Raw genomic sequence first — 16137 nt, forward strand, 5'->3', positions numbered from 1 at the left:
TGCATATCTGATGTCTGATACATCAGATATTGACATATTTAATCAGCTGCTCCAAGATTGCGTAGTAATTTCGGATGACAAGCAGGTGCGCCCTTGCGTGACAGTGTTTCCCCATTTTCACCGATCAAGGTGAAGAGCCTTAGAGATCATGTGCATGACGATCTGCGGGAGGCGATCATTTCGGGTCGGCTGAAGTCCGGCGACAGATTGAATGAGCGACAGTTGGCTGCTGATCTGGGTATCAGCACCAGTCCTTTGAAAGAAGCGCTTCGCCAGTTGGAGGGTGAGGGGCTGGTACGCACGGAAGCGCGACGCGGTACGTTTGTTTCGTTCAATGCGCGACAGGCCGAAGAGATGACGCTGGCGCGTGCAGCGCTTGAAAGCATTATCGCGCGTCAGGCTGCAAAACACGGCGATGAAGAAGCTTTTGCCTTTCTTCGCGCAGTCATTGAGGAAATGCGGGCCGCTGTTGAATCCGGTGATGTGGATGCGCTGATCGAGCTCAATGAGAAATTTCATGATGCCATTCACGAGGCATCGGGATGCGAATATCTGCGACGGCTGCAAAATGCGCAGCGGATGTATGATCATGCGGCACGGGTAACGGTGCTGTCTCGCGAAGATGTGCGTCGACAATCATTTGGCGAACACGAAGCGATCATGCAGGCCATTACGGCCAGAAACGGGGATTTGGCCGAGCGATTGATGCGGGAGCATATCGTGAAAGCGGGGGATACACATATCGAACTGGTCTTCTGACCAGTACCTGGGAGGGTAATATGAATTTAGCGGAATACCGCGGGGTGCTGAGAGGCATCTCGGGCGTGCATGCGACTGCCTATAACACAGATGGCGAGATTGATGCCGCACTAACCACCGAAATTGTTGCACGTATCGCAAAAGCTGGCGTGCATAACATCGTCACCGGCGGCAATACCGGTGAGTTCTACAGCATGACTGTGGATGAAGTGATCCGCCTGCAGGCAATCGCAGTCAAAGCGGCTGATGGCAAAGCTGCGGTAACCGCCGCAGCCGGACGCTCGGTCCGCGATGCGATCAAGGTCTCAAAAGCCGCACAGGCTGAGGGTGCGAATGGCGTGATGATCCATCATCCGCTTGATCCCTTTGCTGCCCCTCATGCACAGGTCGATTACTTTATCGAGATTGCAGAAGCCACCGACCTTCCGATTGTTGCCTATATCCGCTCCGATCTGATCCCGTTGGACGAGATGGTCCGGCTTGCAACCCATCCGAAGGTTGCCGGTGTGAAATTCGCATCGCAGAACACGATGTTGTTCTTTGAATGCTGCCGTGCAACCAAGGGAACCGATGCGACCTGGATTTGCGGTCTCGCCGAAAGCTGGGCACTGCCGTTTTACGCATTAGGCGGACGGGGTTTCACATCCGGTCTCGTTAATGTGGCTCCTGACCGCTCGCTGGCTGTGTGGAACGCGCTGGAAGCTGGCGATTACGCCCGTGCTCGTGCCGTTGTTGAAAGCATCGCCGATTTTGAAACTATGCGGACCAAGTACCGCAATGGTGCAAACGTCACAGTGGTCAAGGAAGCACTGCAAATTCAGGGTCTTGCTGTCGGCGATGTGCGGCTACCGGGCCTGCCTAAACTTGAAACGGCTGACCGCAAGGCGCTCGAAAAGGTCGTTGCGGGTTGGGAGACCGATGCAATTGTCTGAAAAATAGAAAACCGGCGCGTACCGACAGGAGGAAGCGGTGTGTGCGGGACAAGTAAAAAAGGTGGAGGAGAACATGACCAAAGGAATTTCACGCCGCACATTCATGGCGGGGGCCGGACTTGCAACTGGCGCAGGACTTTTGCTGCCCAAGGGTGCTGCATGGGCACAATCGGCAAAGCTGCCATCATCGCCTGTCGCCCTGAATGTCATTGACGCGGCTGGCAATCTCGCGTTGACGCAGCCGATTTTCGACAATTTTGCTTCCGAACAAAAAGCGCTCGTTTCGCGCTTCACGTTCAACAAAGCACCAGCACCGGAACTGCCGGGCAAGATCAAGGCGCAACAGCGCGCCAACCGTATCGATATCGATCTGGTGATTATTGGCCCAGATGCGCTATCGGCAGGGCTTGCTGACGATATCTGGACCGATATCATTGCTCTTCCAGACAATGGCCTGCCAAAATTGCAGGATATCTATCTTGAGCCCGCGTGGCGTATGCAGGAAATGTCAAAGGGCAAAGGCGTTGTGGTTTCCTATTACCCGTCCGGTCCATTGCTTGAATATCACCCTGAGAAGGTCAAGACGCCGCCAAAGACGGCCGAAGAGCTTCTGGCCTGGACCAAGGAAAATCCAAACAAATTCATCTATGCACGCCCGGCAAATTCAGGCCCGGGCCGCACGTTCCTGATGGGCCTGCCTTACCTTCTTGGCGACAGCGATCCGAAAGATCCGGTCAAGGGCTGGGACAAGACCTGGGCCTATCTCAAGGAACTGCACAAGAATATCGAATATTATCCTGCCGGCACCGGAGCTCTGATGAAAGAGCTCGGCGAAGGCACGCGCTATATGACCGCAACTACGACCGGTTGGGATATCAATCCGCGTGCGTTGGGCGTTGTTCCAAAAGAAATGGCAGTCAGCAAACTGGAAGGTTTCCACTGGGTCTGTGACGCGCATTACTTCGCAATTCCGAAAGGCGTTTCCGAAGAAAAGGTCGCGGTCCTGATGGAGTTTATCAAGTTCGCGCTCAAGCCTGATCAGCAGGCCTATTCCTACGATGCGGGCTATTTCTATCCTGGTCCTGCGGTTAAGGATGTCACGATCGAGATGGCACCGAAGGAAAGCCAGGACGTGATTGCCGAGTTTGGTCGTCCGGAATATGCCGACTGGATTGCAAACAATCCGATTGAGTTGCCGCTTGAGCCGGAGGCTCTGGTAGCTGCTTTCCGGCGCTGGGACGAAGACGTCGCAGCCAGCTAAGGCTCCTCCAAAGCGTCAATGGCGGATCATACGGTCCGCCATTAGCCGCCTAAGATCACCACTCAATTTACGGTGCTTGCGTCAATGTCCTTTCAAGAACTTCGGCTTGATCGAATGAGCCGCTCATTTGGAACTTTCAATGCGCTGAGGGAAATCAACCTCACGATTGGAAAAGGTGAGTTCATTGCCCTTCTGGGCCCTTCAGGCTGCGGAAAATCCACGGCGCTTAACTGTATCGCAGGTCTTCTGGGTACGACCGGCGGCGGTATCTATATTGATGAAAAACGCGTCGATCAGCTTAAACCGGAAGATCGCGGTTTCGGCATGGTGTTTCAGAACTATGCCCTGTTTCCACATATGAACGTGCTGCAGAATGTTGGCTTTGGCCTCAAGATGCGCGGTCTTCCCAAAGCCGAAATAGACAAGCGGTCACGAGCAGCGCTGGCACTTGTCAGACTGCAGGGGCAGGAAGCAAAACTCCCCGGCCAGCTTTCTGGCGGGCAACAGCAACGTGTTGCCATTGCGCGCGCTATCGTGATTGAACCGCCTGTCGTGTTGATGGATGAGCCGCTCTCTAATCTTGATGCAAAGCTGCGACTTGAGATGCGCGCTGAGATCAGACGTATTCATAACCAGCTTGGTTCGACGACAATCTATGTGACCCATGATCAGGATGAGGCCTTGTCTCTCGCGGATCGTATTGTGGTGTTGCGTGATGGGGAAATCCGGCAGGTCGGCAAGCCGCATGAGCTTTATGAAGCCCCGCGCTTTCAGGATGTTGCAGCCTTCATGGGCTTCCGCAACGCTTTAAGTGGCAAGGTTGTGCGCGTCGAAGACGGACAGGCAACAATCGACGTATCGGGCAGCGAACTGACAGGGCGCGCGATGGATACGCTGCAGCCTGGAAGTAGCGCCATTATCATGGCGCGCGGAGATGATGTTGTGTCGGGTGAAAAAGGCCGCAACACAATTGCTGCCACTGTCGAGACGATTGAATATCGAGGCCGTGAATATGTCGGCATAGCGCGGACTGAAAGCGGTATGGAAATGGTCTTTCATGGACCGCAGGAAGTTGCGCCGGGCGCAAAGATCACGCTCGGCATCGATGCAGGCCATGCGCTGGTCTTTGCGAGCGAGGCTTAGGCCATGGCGGAAGAACGATTTTCCGAACAGGCTTTGAGCCCCGGCCTGCGTCAAAGGCTCGCCAATCGCGGTTTCGATGGGGTGACACTGCTCATTCTGCCGGCGCTGCTCTTCATTATCGGCGTTTTCATTTACCCGTTTCTCTATGGCCTCGTCCTGTCTTTCAACCCGCTTGATGGCGGCGGAGCACTGGCTAATTATCGCAAGTTCTTCTCTGATCCCTATCTCTATAAAACCATAGGCGCGACACTCTGGCTGGCTATTCCGGTGACGCTTATCAGTGTCCTGTTTGCCGTTCCAATTGCCATGCGCGTGCGGCTGATGCCGCGGCAACGTCTTCTGACGACAATCCTGGTTCTGCCAGTCACTCTGGGAACGGTTCTGATTGCCGAAGGGCTTTTGAATTATCTCGGACCGCAGGGCTGGTTCAGCCGCAGTCTGATTGCCTTTGGCCTGATCGATAATCCGTTGAAGCTCACCAATAATTACTGGGGTGTCTTTGCATCGCTCGTGATTACCGTGTTTCCATTCACTTTCCTGCTGACGCTTTCCTATATTTCCGGCATCGATCCGGCTCTGGAACGTGCGGCAGCAACGCATGGAGCAAACAGCTGGCAGCGCTTCCGCCATGTCATGTTACCGCTTCTGGTGCCGGGGCTTGTGGTGGCCGCATGTCTGACATTCGTGCAGGCTTTTGCGGTATTTCCTTCCGCTGTCCTTCTGGGGGCACCATCCGGCCCCACGCGTGTGATTTCCATTGCCGCGGCGCAGGCAGCTTTCGAGCAATATGATGACTCCATGGCATCATCCATCGCCATGATCATGGCCGCCGTACAGCTGCTTGTGGTGGGTGCTTTGCTCGGCCTTCGTTCGTTCTTCTATCGCGGTTCGACCGCTGGCGGGAAAGGATAGACCATGATCCGCGATACATCTGTCCTTTCAAAGCTCTGGATTACGGTTGTCTGGCTTGTAACGGGCTTCTTCGTTCTCAATGTACTGGCTGTCATTGCCGCGGTTGTCGTCTCGAGTTTTGGCACACGCTGGCTTGGCACATGGCTGCCCGATGCGCTCACAACACGCTGGTATGCCGCCGCATGGGCCGAATTCCAGCTTGATCAGGTGCTGCTGGTTACTTTCCAGGTCGTGTTTGCCGTCGTCATCCTTTCCGGATTTCTCGGGGTGACAGCAGCTTACGCCATGGCGCGTCGGGATTTTCCGGGCAAGAAAATCGTTCTGCTGATTTTCCTTCTGCCGCTTCTGGTTCCGCCCATTACATTTGGCATTCCGCTCGCGACAGTGCTCTACAAGTTTGGCGTTGGTGGAACTTTCTGGGGTGTGGTTCTGGCTAATCTTGTGCCGACGGTCCCCTTTGTCATCCTTGTGATGGTGCCGTTTATCGAACAGATCGATCCCAAGGTTGAAGCAGCAGCGCGGGTCTTTGGTGCGGGCACCTTCAAACTGTTTCTGCATGTTTTGCTGCCAATGCTCACCCCGGGCATTCTTGCAGCCATGCTGCTGGTGCTGGTGCGCACGGTTGCCATGTTCGAACTGACCTTCCTGACGGCTGGCCCGACATCGCAGACGCTGGTGGTCGCGCTTTATTATTCCGTCTTTGCGGCAGGTGTCCGCTCGGTTCAGTCCATTGATGCAATGGCCGTCATCTACATGGTGACATCACTAGTCTGGCTTCTGCTGGCACTGCGCTTTGTCAACCCAACACAGATTGTAGCGCGCAGCCGCCAGCCGTCTGCGCATTGATAGGGCCAAAGGCTTTTAGGCCAGAATTATTCGGAGTGCATGATGAAAATTACGGCCATTGAAACCGTACAACTGCCGCACCTCAACAATATTTTGTGGGTGCAGGTCCATACCGATGAGGGGATCATCGGCCTGGGCGAAACGTTCCGCGGGGCCAATGCGGTTGCTGCCTATATTCACAGCGACATCGCTCCGCAATTGGTGGGCCAGAACCCTCTGGAAATTGATCGCATTTCAAAATTGTTGCTAGAGCCTTATGTCGGCTTCCGTTCTTCGGGTGTGGAGATACGTGCGGCTTCGGCCATTGATATCGCGCTTTGGGATATTTTCGGGCAACTGACCAATCAGCCGATCCATCAGTTGCTTGGTGGTCTCTCTCGTCCCTCTATCCGTACCTATAATACCTGTGCGGGCTATACCTATAACAAGAGCGGCGCCCGTCGTTATATCGGCGATCAGGATGACGCAAAGGAAGGCCCTTACGAAGATCAGCTGGCGTTTCATCGTGATGCCGGAGCGCTTGCGCAAAGCCTGTTGTCGGAAGGTATTACGGCCATGAAAATCTGGCCGTTCGACCCCTTCGCGGTGAGCAGTGGCGGCAATTACATTCACGCCACCGATCTCGACAAGGCGCTGGTTCCATTTCGCCAGATTCGCGATGCGGTGGGCGATCAGATGGAAATCATGGTCGAGTTTCATTCGATGTGGGATCTGACATCGGCACTGACGATTGCGCGTGAACTCAAAGCCTTCAGGCCCTTCTGGTCGGAAGATCCTATCAAGATGATGAACCCGCAGGCGCTGGCCGTTTATGCGCGTCAATCCGGCATTCCCGTCTGCGCCAGTGAAACTATGGCAACTCGTGCGCAGTTTCTCGATGTGCTGCGTGCCGACGCATCCGATTATGTGATGCTTGACATTTCATGGTGCGGCGGGCTTTCCGAAGCAAAGAAGATTGCAACCATGGCCGAGGCGTTCCAGCGCCCCATAGCGCCGCATGATTGTACTGGTCCGGTGGTTTTCGCAGCCTCGATCCATCTTTCTCTCAATGCGCCCAATGCGATTTTTCAGGAATCTGTGCGCGCCTATTACACCTCATGGTATCGCGATCTGGTGACTGTGATGCCACGCATCGAAAAGGGTGTGATCTATCCGTTTGAAGGTGCCGGTCTGGGACTCAAACTCTCTGACTTTGTTCTTGATAACCCCGATGTCGTCCGTCGTAAAACGGGGACTGTGTAATGGCCCATTTTCGCTGCATAGCCGATCTGCGCGGACAACTCACTGAAAGCCCTGTCTGGGATGACAGACGTAAAACGCTGTTTGCATGCGATATCAACGGGCAGAAAGTTTATGAGATTGATTTCGATAAAGGGCCTCTGCGCGAATGGTCTTTCGAGACTGCAGTTCCTTGTCTCGGGCTTGCGGAAAGCGGCCGACTGGTCGTTTCGCTTGCGCGCGAGATTATCCTGTTTGATCCCGAAACATTGGAACGCCAGACTCTTTGGGATGGTTATGACGAACCGGAAACATCGCGCCTGAATGACGGCAAGATTGGACCGGACGGAGCCTTCTGGATCGGGAGCATGGATGCGCGTCCACAGCGTGAAGCCATTTCAAAACTCTATCGTGTGACTGCTGATGGCAAAGCCGAAATCAAGGCGGAAGGCTTTGAGATTTCCAACGGTCTTGCATGGACTGCCGATGCTGCAACGATGTTCCACACAGATTCCCGTGGGCCATGGATTGATCGCTATGATTTTGACGTCGAAACCGGATCGATAAGCAATCCCACCCGCATTGCTGATCTCGATGAAGAGACGGGACGTCCTGATGGTGGTGCCTGCGATAGTGATGGCCATTACTGGAGTGCCGGAGTTTCTGCCGGTGTCCTCAACCGCTTTGATCGCAATGGAAAGCTGCTCGATCGCATAGCGGCTCCTGTTCCTGCACCGACAATGCCATGTTTTTGCGGCCCGGATCTTACGCTTCTTGCCGTCACGTCTCATCGCCTAGGAGCATCTGAAACATTGGAAGCTGCACCGCAATCAGGTGGTATTCACCTCATGCAGGCGCCTGTTGCGGGTGCGAAAATTGCCAGAATGAAGGGAGTCTGAACGGATGAAACGTCTGCTTCTCACCGGCGCGTCAGGCAATCTGGGGCGTATGCTGGCTAAAAGACTGACACAGGCAGGCTATTGGCTGCGCTTGTCCGATATCGCACCGTTTCCCGATGTTATGCCGGAGAATGCCGAGTTCATTCAGGCCGATCTGATGGATGCCGGTGCCATTACCGAGCTTGTGCGCGGTACGGATGCGATTTTGCACTTTGGTGGCATCAGTGTGGAGCAGCCCTATGATGCGGTTGCCAAAGCCAATCTACTTGGTGTTACGCATGTTTTTGAAGCGGCAAGGGCTGAAAAGCAGCGCGTCATTTTCGCTAGCTCCAACCATACGATCGGCTTTTATCCTCGCGACAAGGCGCTTGGCGCGGATGAATCATATAGACCCGACGGCTATTACGGGCTTTCCAAGGCCTATGGTGAACTGCTCGGGCGCATGATGTTTGACAAGCACGGTATTGAAAGCGTGCATCTGCGTATCGGTTCCTGCGTGCCCGAGCCAACAGAAGCGCGGCATCTATCGACATGGCTTTCGCATGATGATCTGGTTCGGCTGCTGATAGCAGCTGTTGAAGCCCCAAAAACAGACGTTGCAATCGTCTGGGGCGTTTCCGCCAATGCCGCGCGCTGGTGGGAGAAGGATGATGCAGCGCTGATTGGTTATGTTCCGCAGGATGATGCTTCCCGCTACGGCGATCTGGCAGAAACCGGCGATGCTGTATCACGCAGATTTCAGGGCGGAACATTCACCGCCCATGACTACTCGCGTGAGGAATGAAGCTGTGGTGCCCATGGTTGTTGAACTCAACGCTTATAATTATCGTTTGAGGCTTGCCCCCCAATATGGTGCAGCTTTGCTTGAGGCAGAGTGGCACCACCCGGATGGCTCATGGGTAGAATTACTTGAGCCACTCGCAACACCCGAAGCGGGCCTGAAAGCGGGGTGTTTCGTGATGGCACCTTTTGCCAATCGTATAGATGGTGGGCGGTTCGCTTTTGAAGGAAAAACTGTTCAGCTGCGGATCAATGCGCCACAGGAAGGCATGGCTATTCATGGCTTTTCGAGGATGCATAGCTGGAAGGTGGTGGAGACCAGCGACAATCGGGTGCATGTGCGGGATGAGGTTCACAGTGACGACCATCCCTACTCATACAGGCTGGATCAAATCATCGATATTGCGCCTGATGGCTTTCGCATATCGCTGAGTATCCAGAATGAAGGCGACAGCGCTCTGCCATTCGGCATTGGCTTGCATCCGTGGTTTTCTAAAACCAACAAGGCAACGCTTGAATTTCAATCCAATGGCGCACCACAGCTTGATACACGCGGATTACCACAAGGTATCCCCGAAGCTATCGACTGGTTTACTCCGGGAAACACAATTGCTCTGTCAAAATTGTCGCTGGTGAATTGCTGTTTCACAGGCTGGAACCGTGAGGCGACAATACGCTGGCCGGAAACATCAACTGGCCTCCGGCTTAAAGGCGAGGGCGCGTTGCGGCATCTCCATGTTTTCAATCCACAGGATCGCGCAGTCTTTTGCGCTGAACCGGTAAGTCACCTGCCGGATGTTATCAATAGGCCAGCGCTTGGTGAGGATGCAGCCATGACAGTTCTCAATCCTGGAGAAGCGCTGACGGGTGCTCTCCTGTTCTCCGCTCATCTTTTGCCAGACAATGCACCTGGCATTTGCAGAAATTTGCGCAGCTCAAATACCGGGAAGGCCCTGAAATGACCAGAAAAGCATATGAAGATCTGCGTTCTGCGCGCTGGATGTTGCCAGATGATCAGCGTTCTTCCGGCCATCGTTCAAGAACCATGCAGATGGGGTATGATCCGGTGGATTGGGAGGGCAAACCAATCATCGCAATCATCAATACCTGGTCGGATGCACAACCTTGTCATGCGCATTTCAAGGATCGTGTTGAGTGGGTGAAGCGCGGCATTCTGCAAGCAGGCGGTTTTCCGCTTGAGCTTCCCGCATTGTCGCTTTCTGAAAGCTATGTGAAGCCAACAACCATGCTCTACCGCAACATGCTGGCGATGGAGACGGAAGAGCTTTTGCGTTCTCATCCGGTTGATGGTGCTGTCCTGATGGGCGGCTGTGACAAGACCACACCGGCACTCATTATGGGCGCCACCAGTGCTGGCTATCCCTTCATCTTCCTGCCTGCAGGCCCCATGCTTCGTGGCAACTATGCTGGAAAGACGCTTGGATCTGGCACGGATATGTTCAAGTTCTGGGATGAACGTCGCGCAGGCACCATTGGTAAGGAAGAATGGCAGGGCATTGAAGGTGGCATTGCCCGCAGCTACGGCCATTGCATGACGATGGGTACGGCATCCACCATGACAGTGATTGCAGAAGCCATGGGGCTGTCGCTGCCTGGTTCATCATCAATTCCTGCGGCTGATGCCAATCATCAGCGCATGTCGACGCAATGCGGTCGCCGCATTGTCGAGATGGTATGGGACGATCTGACGCCAGACCAGATTATCACACCGGCAGCGGTGAAGAATTCGGTTATTGTTGCAATGGCGACCGGTTGTTCCACCAATGCAATCATTCATCTGATTGCGATGGCGCGACGTGCAGGCGTTCCGCTTGAACTGGATGACCTTGATCGTATCGGACGAACAACACCTGTCATCGCCAATATCCGCCCCTCCGGTTCCACCTATCTGATGGAGGATTTTTATTATGCCGGTGGCATTCGCGCGCTGATGCGTCAGCTCGGCGACAAGCTCGATCCTTCAGCCATTACCATTACCGGAAAACCGCTGACCGAGGGGCTGGAAAAAGCGCAGATCTATAATGAGGATGTTATCAGGCCGTTGTCCAATCCGGTGTACCATGAAGGGTCACTGGCCGTCTTGAAGGGCAATCTCTGCCCGGATGGCGCAGTGATCAAGCCCGCTGCCTGCGATCCCAAATTTCATCGGCATACAGGCCCCGCGCTGGTCGCAGACAGCTATCCTGAGCTGAAGAAAATTATCGATGATCCTGATTATCCGCTGACGCCGGACACGGTTCTTGTGCTGCGTAATGCCGGTCCGCAGGGCGGGCCCGGAATGCCCGAATGGGGCATGATCCCGATGCCGAAAGCTCTGCTGAAGCTTGGTCTCAGGGATATGGTGCGAATTTCAGACGCGCGTATGTCAGGGACAAGCTTCGGTGCCTGTGTGCTGCATGTGGCACCAGAATCCTTTATCGGTGGACCGCTGGCCTTGCTGAAAACCGGCGATATGGTCGAGCTCGATATTTCGGCGCGCAGTCTCAACATGCTTGTTTCTGAAGATGAACTGGCTGCCCGCCGTGCAGCTTGGGAAACGCCGGAACCCAAATATGAGCGTGGCTATGGCTTCGTCTTTTCCAAGCATGTCGAGCAGGCCGACAAGGGCTGCGATTTTGATTTCCTGAAAACCGATTTTGGTCGTCCGGTTGACGAGCCGGTCATTTATTAAGAGGCAGACCGATGTCAGACTATATTCTCACCGACGAAACACGCGCAAAATTGAAGAAGGTTTCAACTGCATCTGTTGCCACCGCTCTCTATAAGCGCGGACTGCGCAACCAGTTCATTCAGGGCTCGTTTCAGGTCGCACGTAAACCGGAAAACATGGTCGGTCAGGCTTTTACGCTGCGCTATATTCCAGCGCGCGAAGACCGCAATCCGATCACTGTTTTCCGTAATCCCGATCACAAGCAGCGTGTGGCCATCGAAACCTGTCCTCCGGGCTATGTTCTGGTGATGGATGCGCGCAAGGATGCGCGTGCTGCGACCGCAGGTTCCATTCTGGTGACGCGCCTTGCTTTGCGGGGCGCTGCAGGGATTGTCTCGGATGGCGGTTTTCGTGATGTGACGGGCATTGGTGAACTTGATATGCCCGCTTACTGCGCCAAAGCATCGGCCCCGACAAACCTCACACTACATGAAGCTATCGACATCAATGTTCCGATTTCCTGCGGAGATGCTGCGGTATTTCCGGGTGATGTGCTGGTGGGCGATGCTGACGGTGTCATGGTAATTCCGGCGCATCTTTGCGATGAAATTGCCGATGAATGCGTTGGCATGGAAGTCTTTGAAGATTTCGTTCTGGAAGAAGTGAACAACGGCGCGGCAATTATCGGCCTCTATCCTTGCACCAAGGATGAGTGGGCTAAGAAATTTGAGGGCTGGAAAAACGAAAACAATCGTTAGAGCGCATCTCGAAAAGTGCGAAGCGGTTTTCGAAAAAAGATGCGCGTAAAAATAAACGGATAGAGCATTTCCAATCACTCAATCAAAACAGGAAATGCTCTAGAGCGCCGTGCGCCCTCCTGGGCGCATAAAGGTCGCTCTAACACTCTATATTTACAGCATAATTTTACCTTAAACTGATTCAAGTTTAAGGAATTATGCTGTAGAGCGCATTCATGCCGTGATAAGAAAACACCGCCTCAAACGGGCGGTGTTCCATTGTCGCGGAGAACTTCGCCCGCAAGATAAAGTGAGCCACCGATCAGAATGCGTGGCGGCGCTTCATCATCGAGCCAGCTGTCATGCAAAATCTTGAGTGCGTTCTCGACCGAATGAACAGGCTCAGCCGAAAGCCCGGCCTTCTGTGCACTGATCGCCAGCTCATTATTCGGGATACCCGCATCACTTGATGGGATCGGCACGGTAAAGACATGGCGTGCCATGCCCGTAAAGGCCTCAAAATAGCCGACAGGGTCCTTTGTGTTGATCATGCCGGTGATGAGAAACAACGGTCGTGTAGAGCGTTCCTCGAGATCGCCAAAGGCTTCTGCAATGACAACGCCTGCGCCGGGATTATGTCCGCCATCAAGCCAGATTTCCGATGCAGCAGGCGCGAGATCGAAAAGCTTGCCATGGGTGAGGCGCTGCATCCGCGCAGGCCAGTCCACGACCATCATGGCCTTTTCAGCGGCCTTGTCGGTAATGGTGAAACCAGCCATCTGCACGGCTTCAATGGCAGCGGCAGCATTGGCGAGCTGGTGACGACCCGGCAGACGCGGCAATGGCAGATCGATCAGCCCATCTTCATTCTGGAAGACCATGCGGCCATGTTCCTCGAATGCGAAGAAATCCTGTCCATAGATCGACAGAGGGCAATCCAGGCGATCGGCGGTTGAGATCAGCACTTCGCGCGCCGCGTCAAAGGGCTGGAAGCCGATGACGACCGGGCAATCCTGTTTGATGATGCCAGCTTTTTCAACGGCAATCAGCTCAACACGGTCGCCCAGAAATGCCTGATGATCAACAGAGATCGGCATGATGAGGGATACGGCTGGTTCGGCAATGACGTTGGTCGCATCAAGGCGTCCGCCAAGACCCACTTCCATGATGACGACATCAGCCGGATGCTCGGAAAACAGCACAAAGGCTACGGCGGTCAGGACCTCGAAAACCGTGATGTGTTTGCCGTCATTGGCCTGTTCCACGCGTTCAATGGCATCAGCCAGAACATCGTCGGAAACAAACTTGCCGCCATTCTTGGAGGCGAGGCGATAGCGTTCATGCCAGTTCACAAGATGCGGAGAGGTATGAACGTGAACGCCCAAGCCGCTCGCTTCCAAAAGCGCGCGGCAGAAAGCACTTGCCGATCCTTTGCCATTGGTTCCGGCAATATGGATCACAGGCGGCAGGTTGAGGTGCGGATTGCCGAGCTTTTCCAGAAGACCGCGGATGCGGTCTAAGGAAAGATCAAAACCTTTTGGATGCAATTGCATCAGCCGTTCAATAACGGCATCCGCTTTTCCTGTCACGATTACGCCGCCTTGCTGTCAGCTTCTGGCTTCTTTGGTGAAGGTGCTGCTACCGGAGCATCGGTATTGGCGGGCTGTCTGGTCATGATTTTGAGCAGACGTGCAATGGTTGACTTCAGCTCAAGGCGCGAGACGACCATGTCGACCATGCCATGTTCCATCAGATATTCAGCGCTCTGGAAGCCTTCAGGCAGCTTTTCGCGAATGGTCTGTTCGATCACGCGAGGACCGGCGAAGCCGATCAGTGCGCCCGGCTCTGCAATGTGAATATCACCGAGCATTGCGTAGGAAGCGGTCACACCACCCGTTGTTGGGTTGGTAAGAACGACAATGTAAGGCAGGCCAGCTTCTTTGAGCATTTCCACGGCAACAGTGGTGCGTGGCAGCTGCATGAGCGACAGAATGCCTTCCTGCATACGGGCGCCGCCCGAAGCTGCAAAAAGAACCAGTGGACGCTTTAGCTCAATGGCCTTTTCAAAGCCCTGAATGATGGCTTCGCCAGCACCCATGCCGAGCGAGCCGCCCATGAAGCCGAAATCCTGAACGGTCGCGACAATCGGCAGACCTTCAATCGTGCCAAGACCATTGATGATCGCATCTTCCATACCGGTGCGCGACCGATAGTCCTTGAGGCGATCAATATACTTCTTTTCGTCGCGGAATTTGAGCGGATCGGTTGGAACCTTCGGGCTTTCCAGCGTCGTGTATTCGCCATTGTCGAAGAAGAAACGCAGACGGTCCTTGCCCTTGATGCGCATGTGATGGCCCGAGCCGGGGATCACGAACTGATTGCTCTCAAGGTCTTTATGAAACACCATTTCACCGGTCGATGGATCTTTGATCCAAAGGTTTTCCGGCATCTCGCGACGTCCGAGCATCGAATTGATCTTCGGACGAACGTAGTTGGTGATCCAGTTCATGACGTTTGGTTCCGTTTCTTGTTCTTCAAAAAACTCTAAAGCTCGTCGCGTTTATCGAATTCACACGACGCTCTTTAACTCGTTATCTTAACGCATGTCGTCGCCGGAAAACCGGTTCCCACTTTTGGGGGACATGCTCTAACTTCTTAAATGGACGATTTATTGGGCAGCTTCAAGGCGTGTTGCGCGAACACTTGCTGCCAATGCACTGACAAGTTTGGTGACAGCAGCTGCCGGATCACCCTTCACCTTGCCATTTTCATCGAGTTCGCCCGCGACTGCTTTGACGATAGCGGTGCCGACAACAACGCCGTCAGCAGCCTCAGCAATGGCTGCAGCCTGTTCAGGCGTCTTTACACCAAAGCCCACACAGATCGGCAGATCGGTGCTCTTCTTGATGTGGCGCACAGCATCCGCAACTCGCGCCGTATCGGCAATTGCCGAGCCGGTGATGCCGTTCATCGAGACGTAATAGACGAAACCCGACGAGTTGGTCAGTACCTTTGGAAGACGCTTGTCGTCAGTGGTTGGCGTGGTCAGGCGGATGAAGTTGAGGCCAGCCTCAGTGGCCGGAATGCACAGTTCCTTGTCCATTTCGGACGGCAGATCGACAATGATAAAACCATCAACGCCGGACGTCTTGGCATCAGCAAGGAAACGCTCGACGCCATAGATGTAAATCGGGTTGTAATAACCCATCAGGACGATTGGCGTTGTGTCGTCCTCTTTGCGGAAATCGGCTGCCAGCTGCAGGGTCTTCTTCAGTGTCTGCCCGGCTGCAAGTGAACGCAGGCCAGCAGCTTCAATCGCAGGGCCGTCGGCCATCGGATCGGAGAAAGGCATACCAAGCTCAATCACATCCGAGCCTGCTTTCGGCAAAGCCTTCATGACGGCAAGCGATGTCGCATAATCCGGGTCGCCGCCCATGAAATAAGTGACCAGTGCTGGACGTCCTTCGGACTTGAGCGCTGCAAATTTGGTGTCGATGCGTGTGGTCATACCGTGCCCCGTGGCAAAATGCGCGTAAGATAATCGGCGGTGGATTGACCGGACATAACCGTCTCCATCCAGGCGCGCCGTTCAAAGTCGATGATCCCCAGTTCCCATACGCAGGCCATCAACAAAGGCTGTGCGGGCATGAAGTCAATCTCGTCGCCGAGTTCGGACTGCCAGAGAATCTGTGTTGCGATGCCACCTTCCAGCCACCAGTGCAGAAGAAGCCACAGGCTTTCTTCACCCTGATGCAGAATAGCAAAACCAGCGCCGAGATGCGGCGTATGCTCAAGCTTTTCTGCAACCGATGCGATCTGTCTGCGGGCGATACCACGAGCCGCTTCTGCAAGCGGATTGGAAGGATCGGCTTCAATGATGCTGAGCTTGATTGTTGCCGAACCACACTCCGTCAGTCCGTCGAACCATGCGGCCCGCGGTCTGTAAGCATTTGTGTCGACAACAGCGTGGCTCATGCAA

16 protein-coding genes are annotated in these 16137 nt (G+C 54.3%); 12 read left to right on the forward strand and 4 right to left on the reverse strand.

Going from position 1 to position 16137, the window contains the following annotated elements:
* The first annotated feature begins 150 nt into the window (after positions 1-150).
* The 12 genes from KMS41_10970 to KMS41_11025 all read left to right on the forward strand — a co-directional run bounded on the left by KMS41_10970 (position 151) and on the right by KMS41_11025 (position 12179).
* The gene (locus tag KMS41_10970) at positions 151-759 is read left to right on the forward strand and encodes a GntR family transcriptional regulator (protein ID QWK78853.1); all 609 of its coding nucleotides are present in this window, start codon (positions 151-153) and stop codon (positions 757-759) included.
* A 20-nt stretch (positions 760-779) separates the two neighbouring features.
* Entirely contained in the window at positions 780-1691 is a 912-nt protein-coding gene (locus KMS41_10975; GenBank protein QWK77585.1) for a dihydrodipicolinate synthase family protein, read from the forward strand.
* A 73-nt stretch (positions 1692-1764) separates the two neighbouring features.
* A complete protein-coding gene (locus tag KMS41_10980; GenBank protein ID QWK77586.1) occupies positions 1765-2952 on the forward strand; it encodes an extracellular solute-binding protein in 1188 nt (395 codons plus the stop codon).
* An 84-nt stretch (positions 2953-3036) separates the two neighbouring features.
* The gene (locus tag KMS41_10985) at positions 3037-4095 is read left to right on the forward strand and encodes an ABC transporter ATP-binding protein (GenBank protein ID QWK77587.1); all 1059 of its coding nucleotides are present in this window, start codon (positions 3037-3039) and stop codon (positions 4093-4095) included.
* Positions 4096-4098: 3 nt separating this feature from the next.
* Positions 4099-5007 carry a sugar ABC transporter permease gene (locus KMS41_10990; GenBank protein QWK77588.1) on the forward strand — a complete coding sequence of 303 codons (909 nt, stop codon included), beginning with the start codon at positions 4099-4101 and terminating at the stop codon, positions 5005-5007.
* 3 nt (positions 5008-5010) lie between these two features.
* Positions 5011-5853, forward strand: coding sequence for an ABC transporter permease subunit (locus KMS41_10995; GenBank protein ID QWK77589.1), 843 nt, complete (start codon positions 5011-5013; stop codon positions 5851-5853).
* 42 nt (positions 5854-5895) lie between these two features.
* Complete coding sequence (locus KMS41_11000; GenBank protein QWK78854.1) at positions 5896-7095, forward strand: mandelate racemase/muconate lactonizing enzyme family protein; 1200 nt, start codon at positions 5896-5898, stop codon at positions 7093-7095.
* Entirely contained in the window at positions 7095-7970 is an 876-nt protein-coding gene (locus KMS41_11005; GenBank protein QWK77590.1) for an SMP-30/gluconolactonase/LRE family protein, read from the forward strand. Before KMS41_11000 ends, KMS41_11005 begins: the two co-directional genes overlap by 1 nt.
* A 4-nt stretch (positions 7971-7974) precedes the next feature.
* Positions 7975-8754 carry an NAD(P)-dependent oxidoreductase gene (locus tag KMS41_11010; protein ID QWK77591.1) on the forward strand — a complete coding sequence of 260 codons (780 nt, stop codon included), beginning with the start codon at positions 7975-7977 and terminating at the stop codon, positions 8752-8754.
* On the forward strand, positions 8732-9712 hold the full coding sequence (locus KMS41_11015; GenBank protein ID QWK77592.1) for a hypothetical protein: 981 nt from the start codon (positions 8732-8734) through the stop codon (positions 9710-9712). Before KMS41_11010 ends, KMS41_11015 begins: the two co-directional genes overlap by 23 nt.
* Entirely contained in the window at positions 9709-11442 is a 1734-nt protein-coding gene (locus tag KMS41_11020; GenBank protein ID QWK77593.1) for a dihydroxy-acid dehydratase, read from the forward strand. The genes KMS41_11015 and KMS41_11020 overlap by 4 nt, the downstream gene beginning before the upstream one ends.
* Positions 11443-11453: 11 nt before the next feature.
* On the forward strand, positions 11454-12179 hold the full coding sequence (locus tag KMS41_11025; GenBank protein QWK77594.1) for a ribonuclease activity regulator RraA: 726 nt from the start codon (positions 11454-11456) through the stop codon (positions 12177-12179).
* Between the two features lie 239 nt (positions 12180-12418).
* Here KMS41_11025 and KMS41_11030 read toward each other — a convergent pair whose 3' ends face one another.
* From KMS41_11030 to KMS41_11045, 4 genes are all read right to left on the reverse strand, one after another.
* Positions 12419-13711, reverse strand: a complete 1293-nt coding sequence (locus tag KMS41_11030) for a bifunctional folylpolyglutamate synthase/dihydrofolate synthase (protein QWK78855.1) — start codon at positions 13709-13711, stop codon at positions 12419-12421.
* A gap of 38 nt (positions 13712-13749) precedes the next feature.
* Positions 13750-14667 carry an acetyl-CoA carboxylase, carboxyltransferase subunit beta gene (accD, locus tag KMS41_11035; protein QWK77595.1) on the reverse strand — a complete coding sequence of 306 codons (918 nt, stop codon included), beginning with the start codon at positions 14665-14667 and terminating at the stop codon, positions 13750-13752.
* A 159-nt stretch (positions 14668-14826) separates the two neighbouring features.
* Positions 14827-15666, reverse strand: coding sequence for a tryptophan synthase subunit alpha (trpA, locus tag KMS41_11040; GenBank protein ID QWK77596.1), 840 nt, complete (start codon positions 15664-15666; stop codon positions 14827-14829).
* The gene (locus tag KMS41_11045; protein QWK77597.1) at positions 15663-16133 is read right to left on the reverse strand and encodes a hypothetical protein; all 471 of its coding nucleotides are present in this window, start codon (positions 16131-16133) and stop codon (positions 15663-15665) included. The genes trpA and KMS41_11045 overlap by 4 nt, the downstream gene beginning before the upstream one ends.
* Between the last annotated feature and the right edge of the window lie 4 nt (positions 16134-16137).

This window comes from Ochrobactrum sp. BTU1, assembly GCA_018798825.1.
Taxonomy (GTDB): Bacteria; Pseudomonadota; Alphaproteobacteria; order Rhizobiales; family Rhizobiaceae; genus Brucella.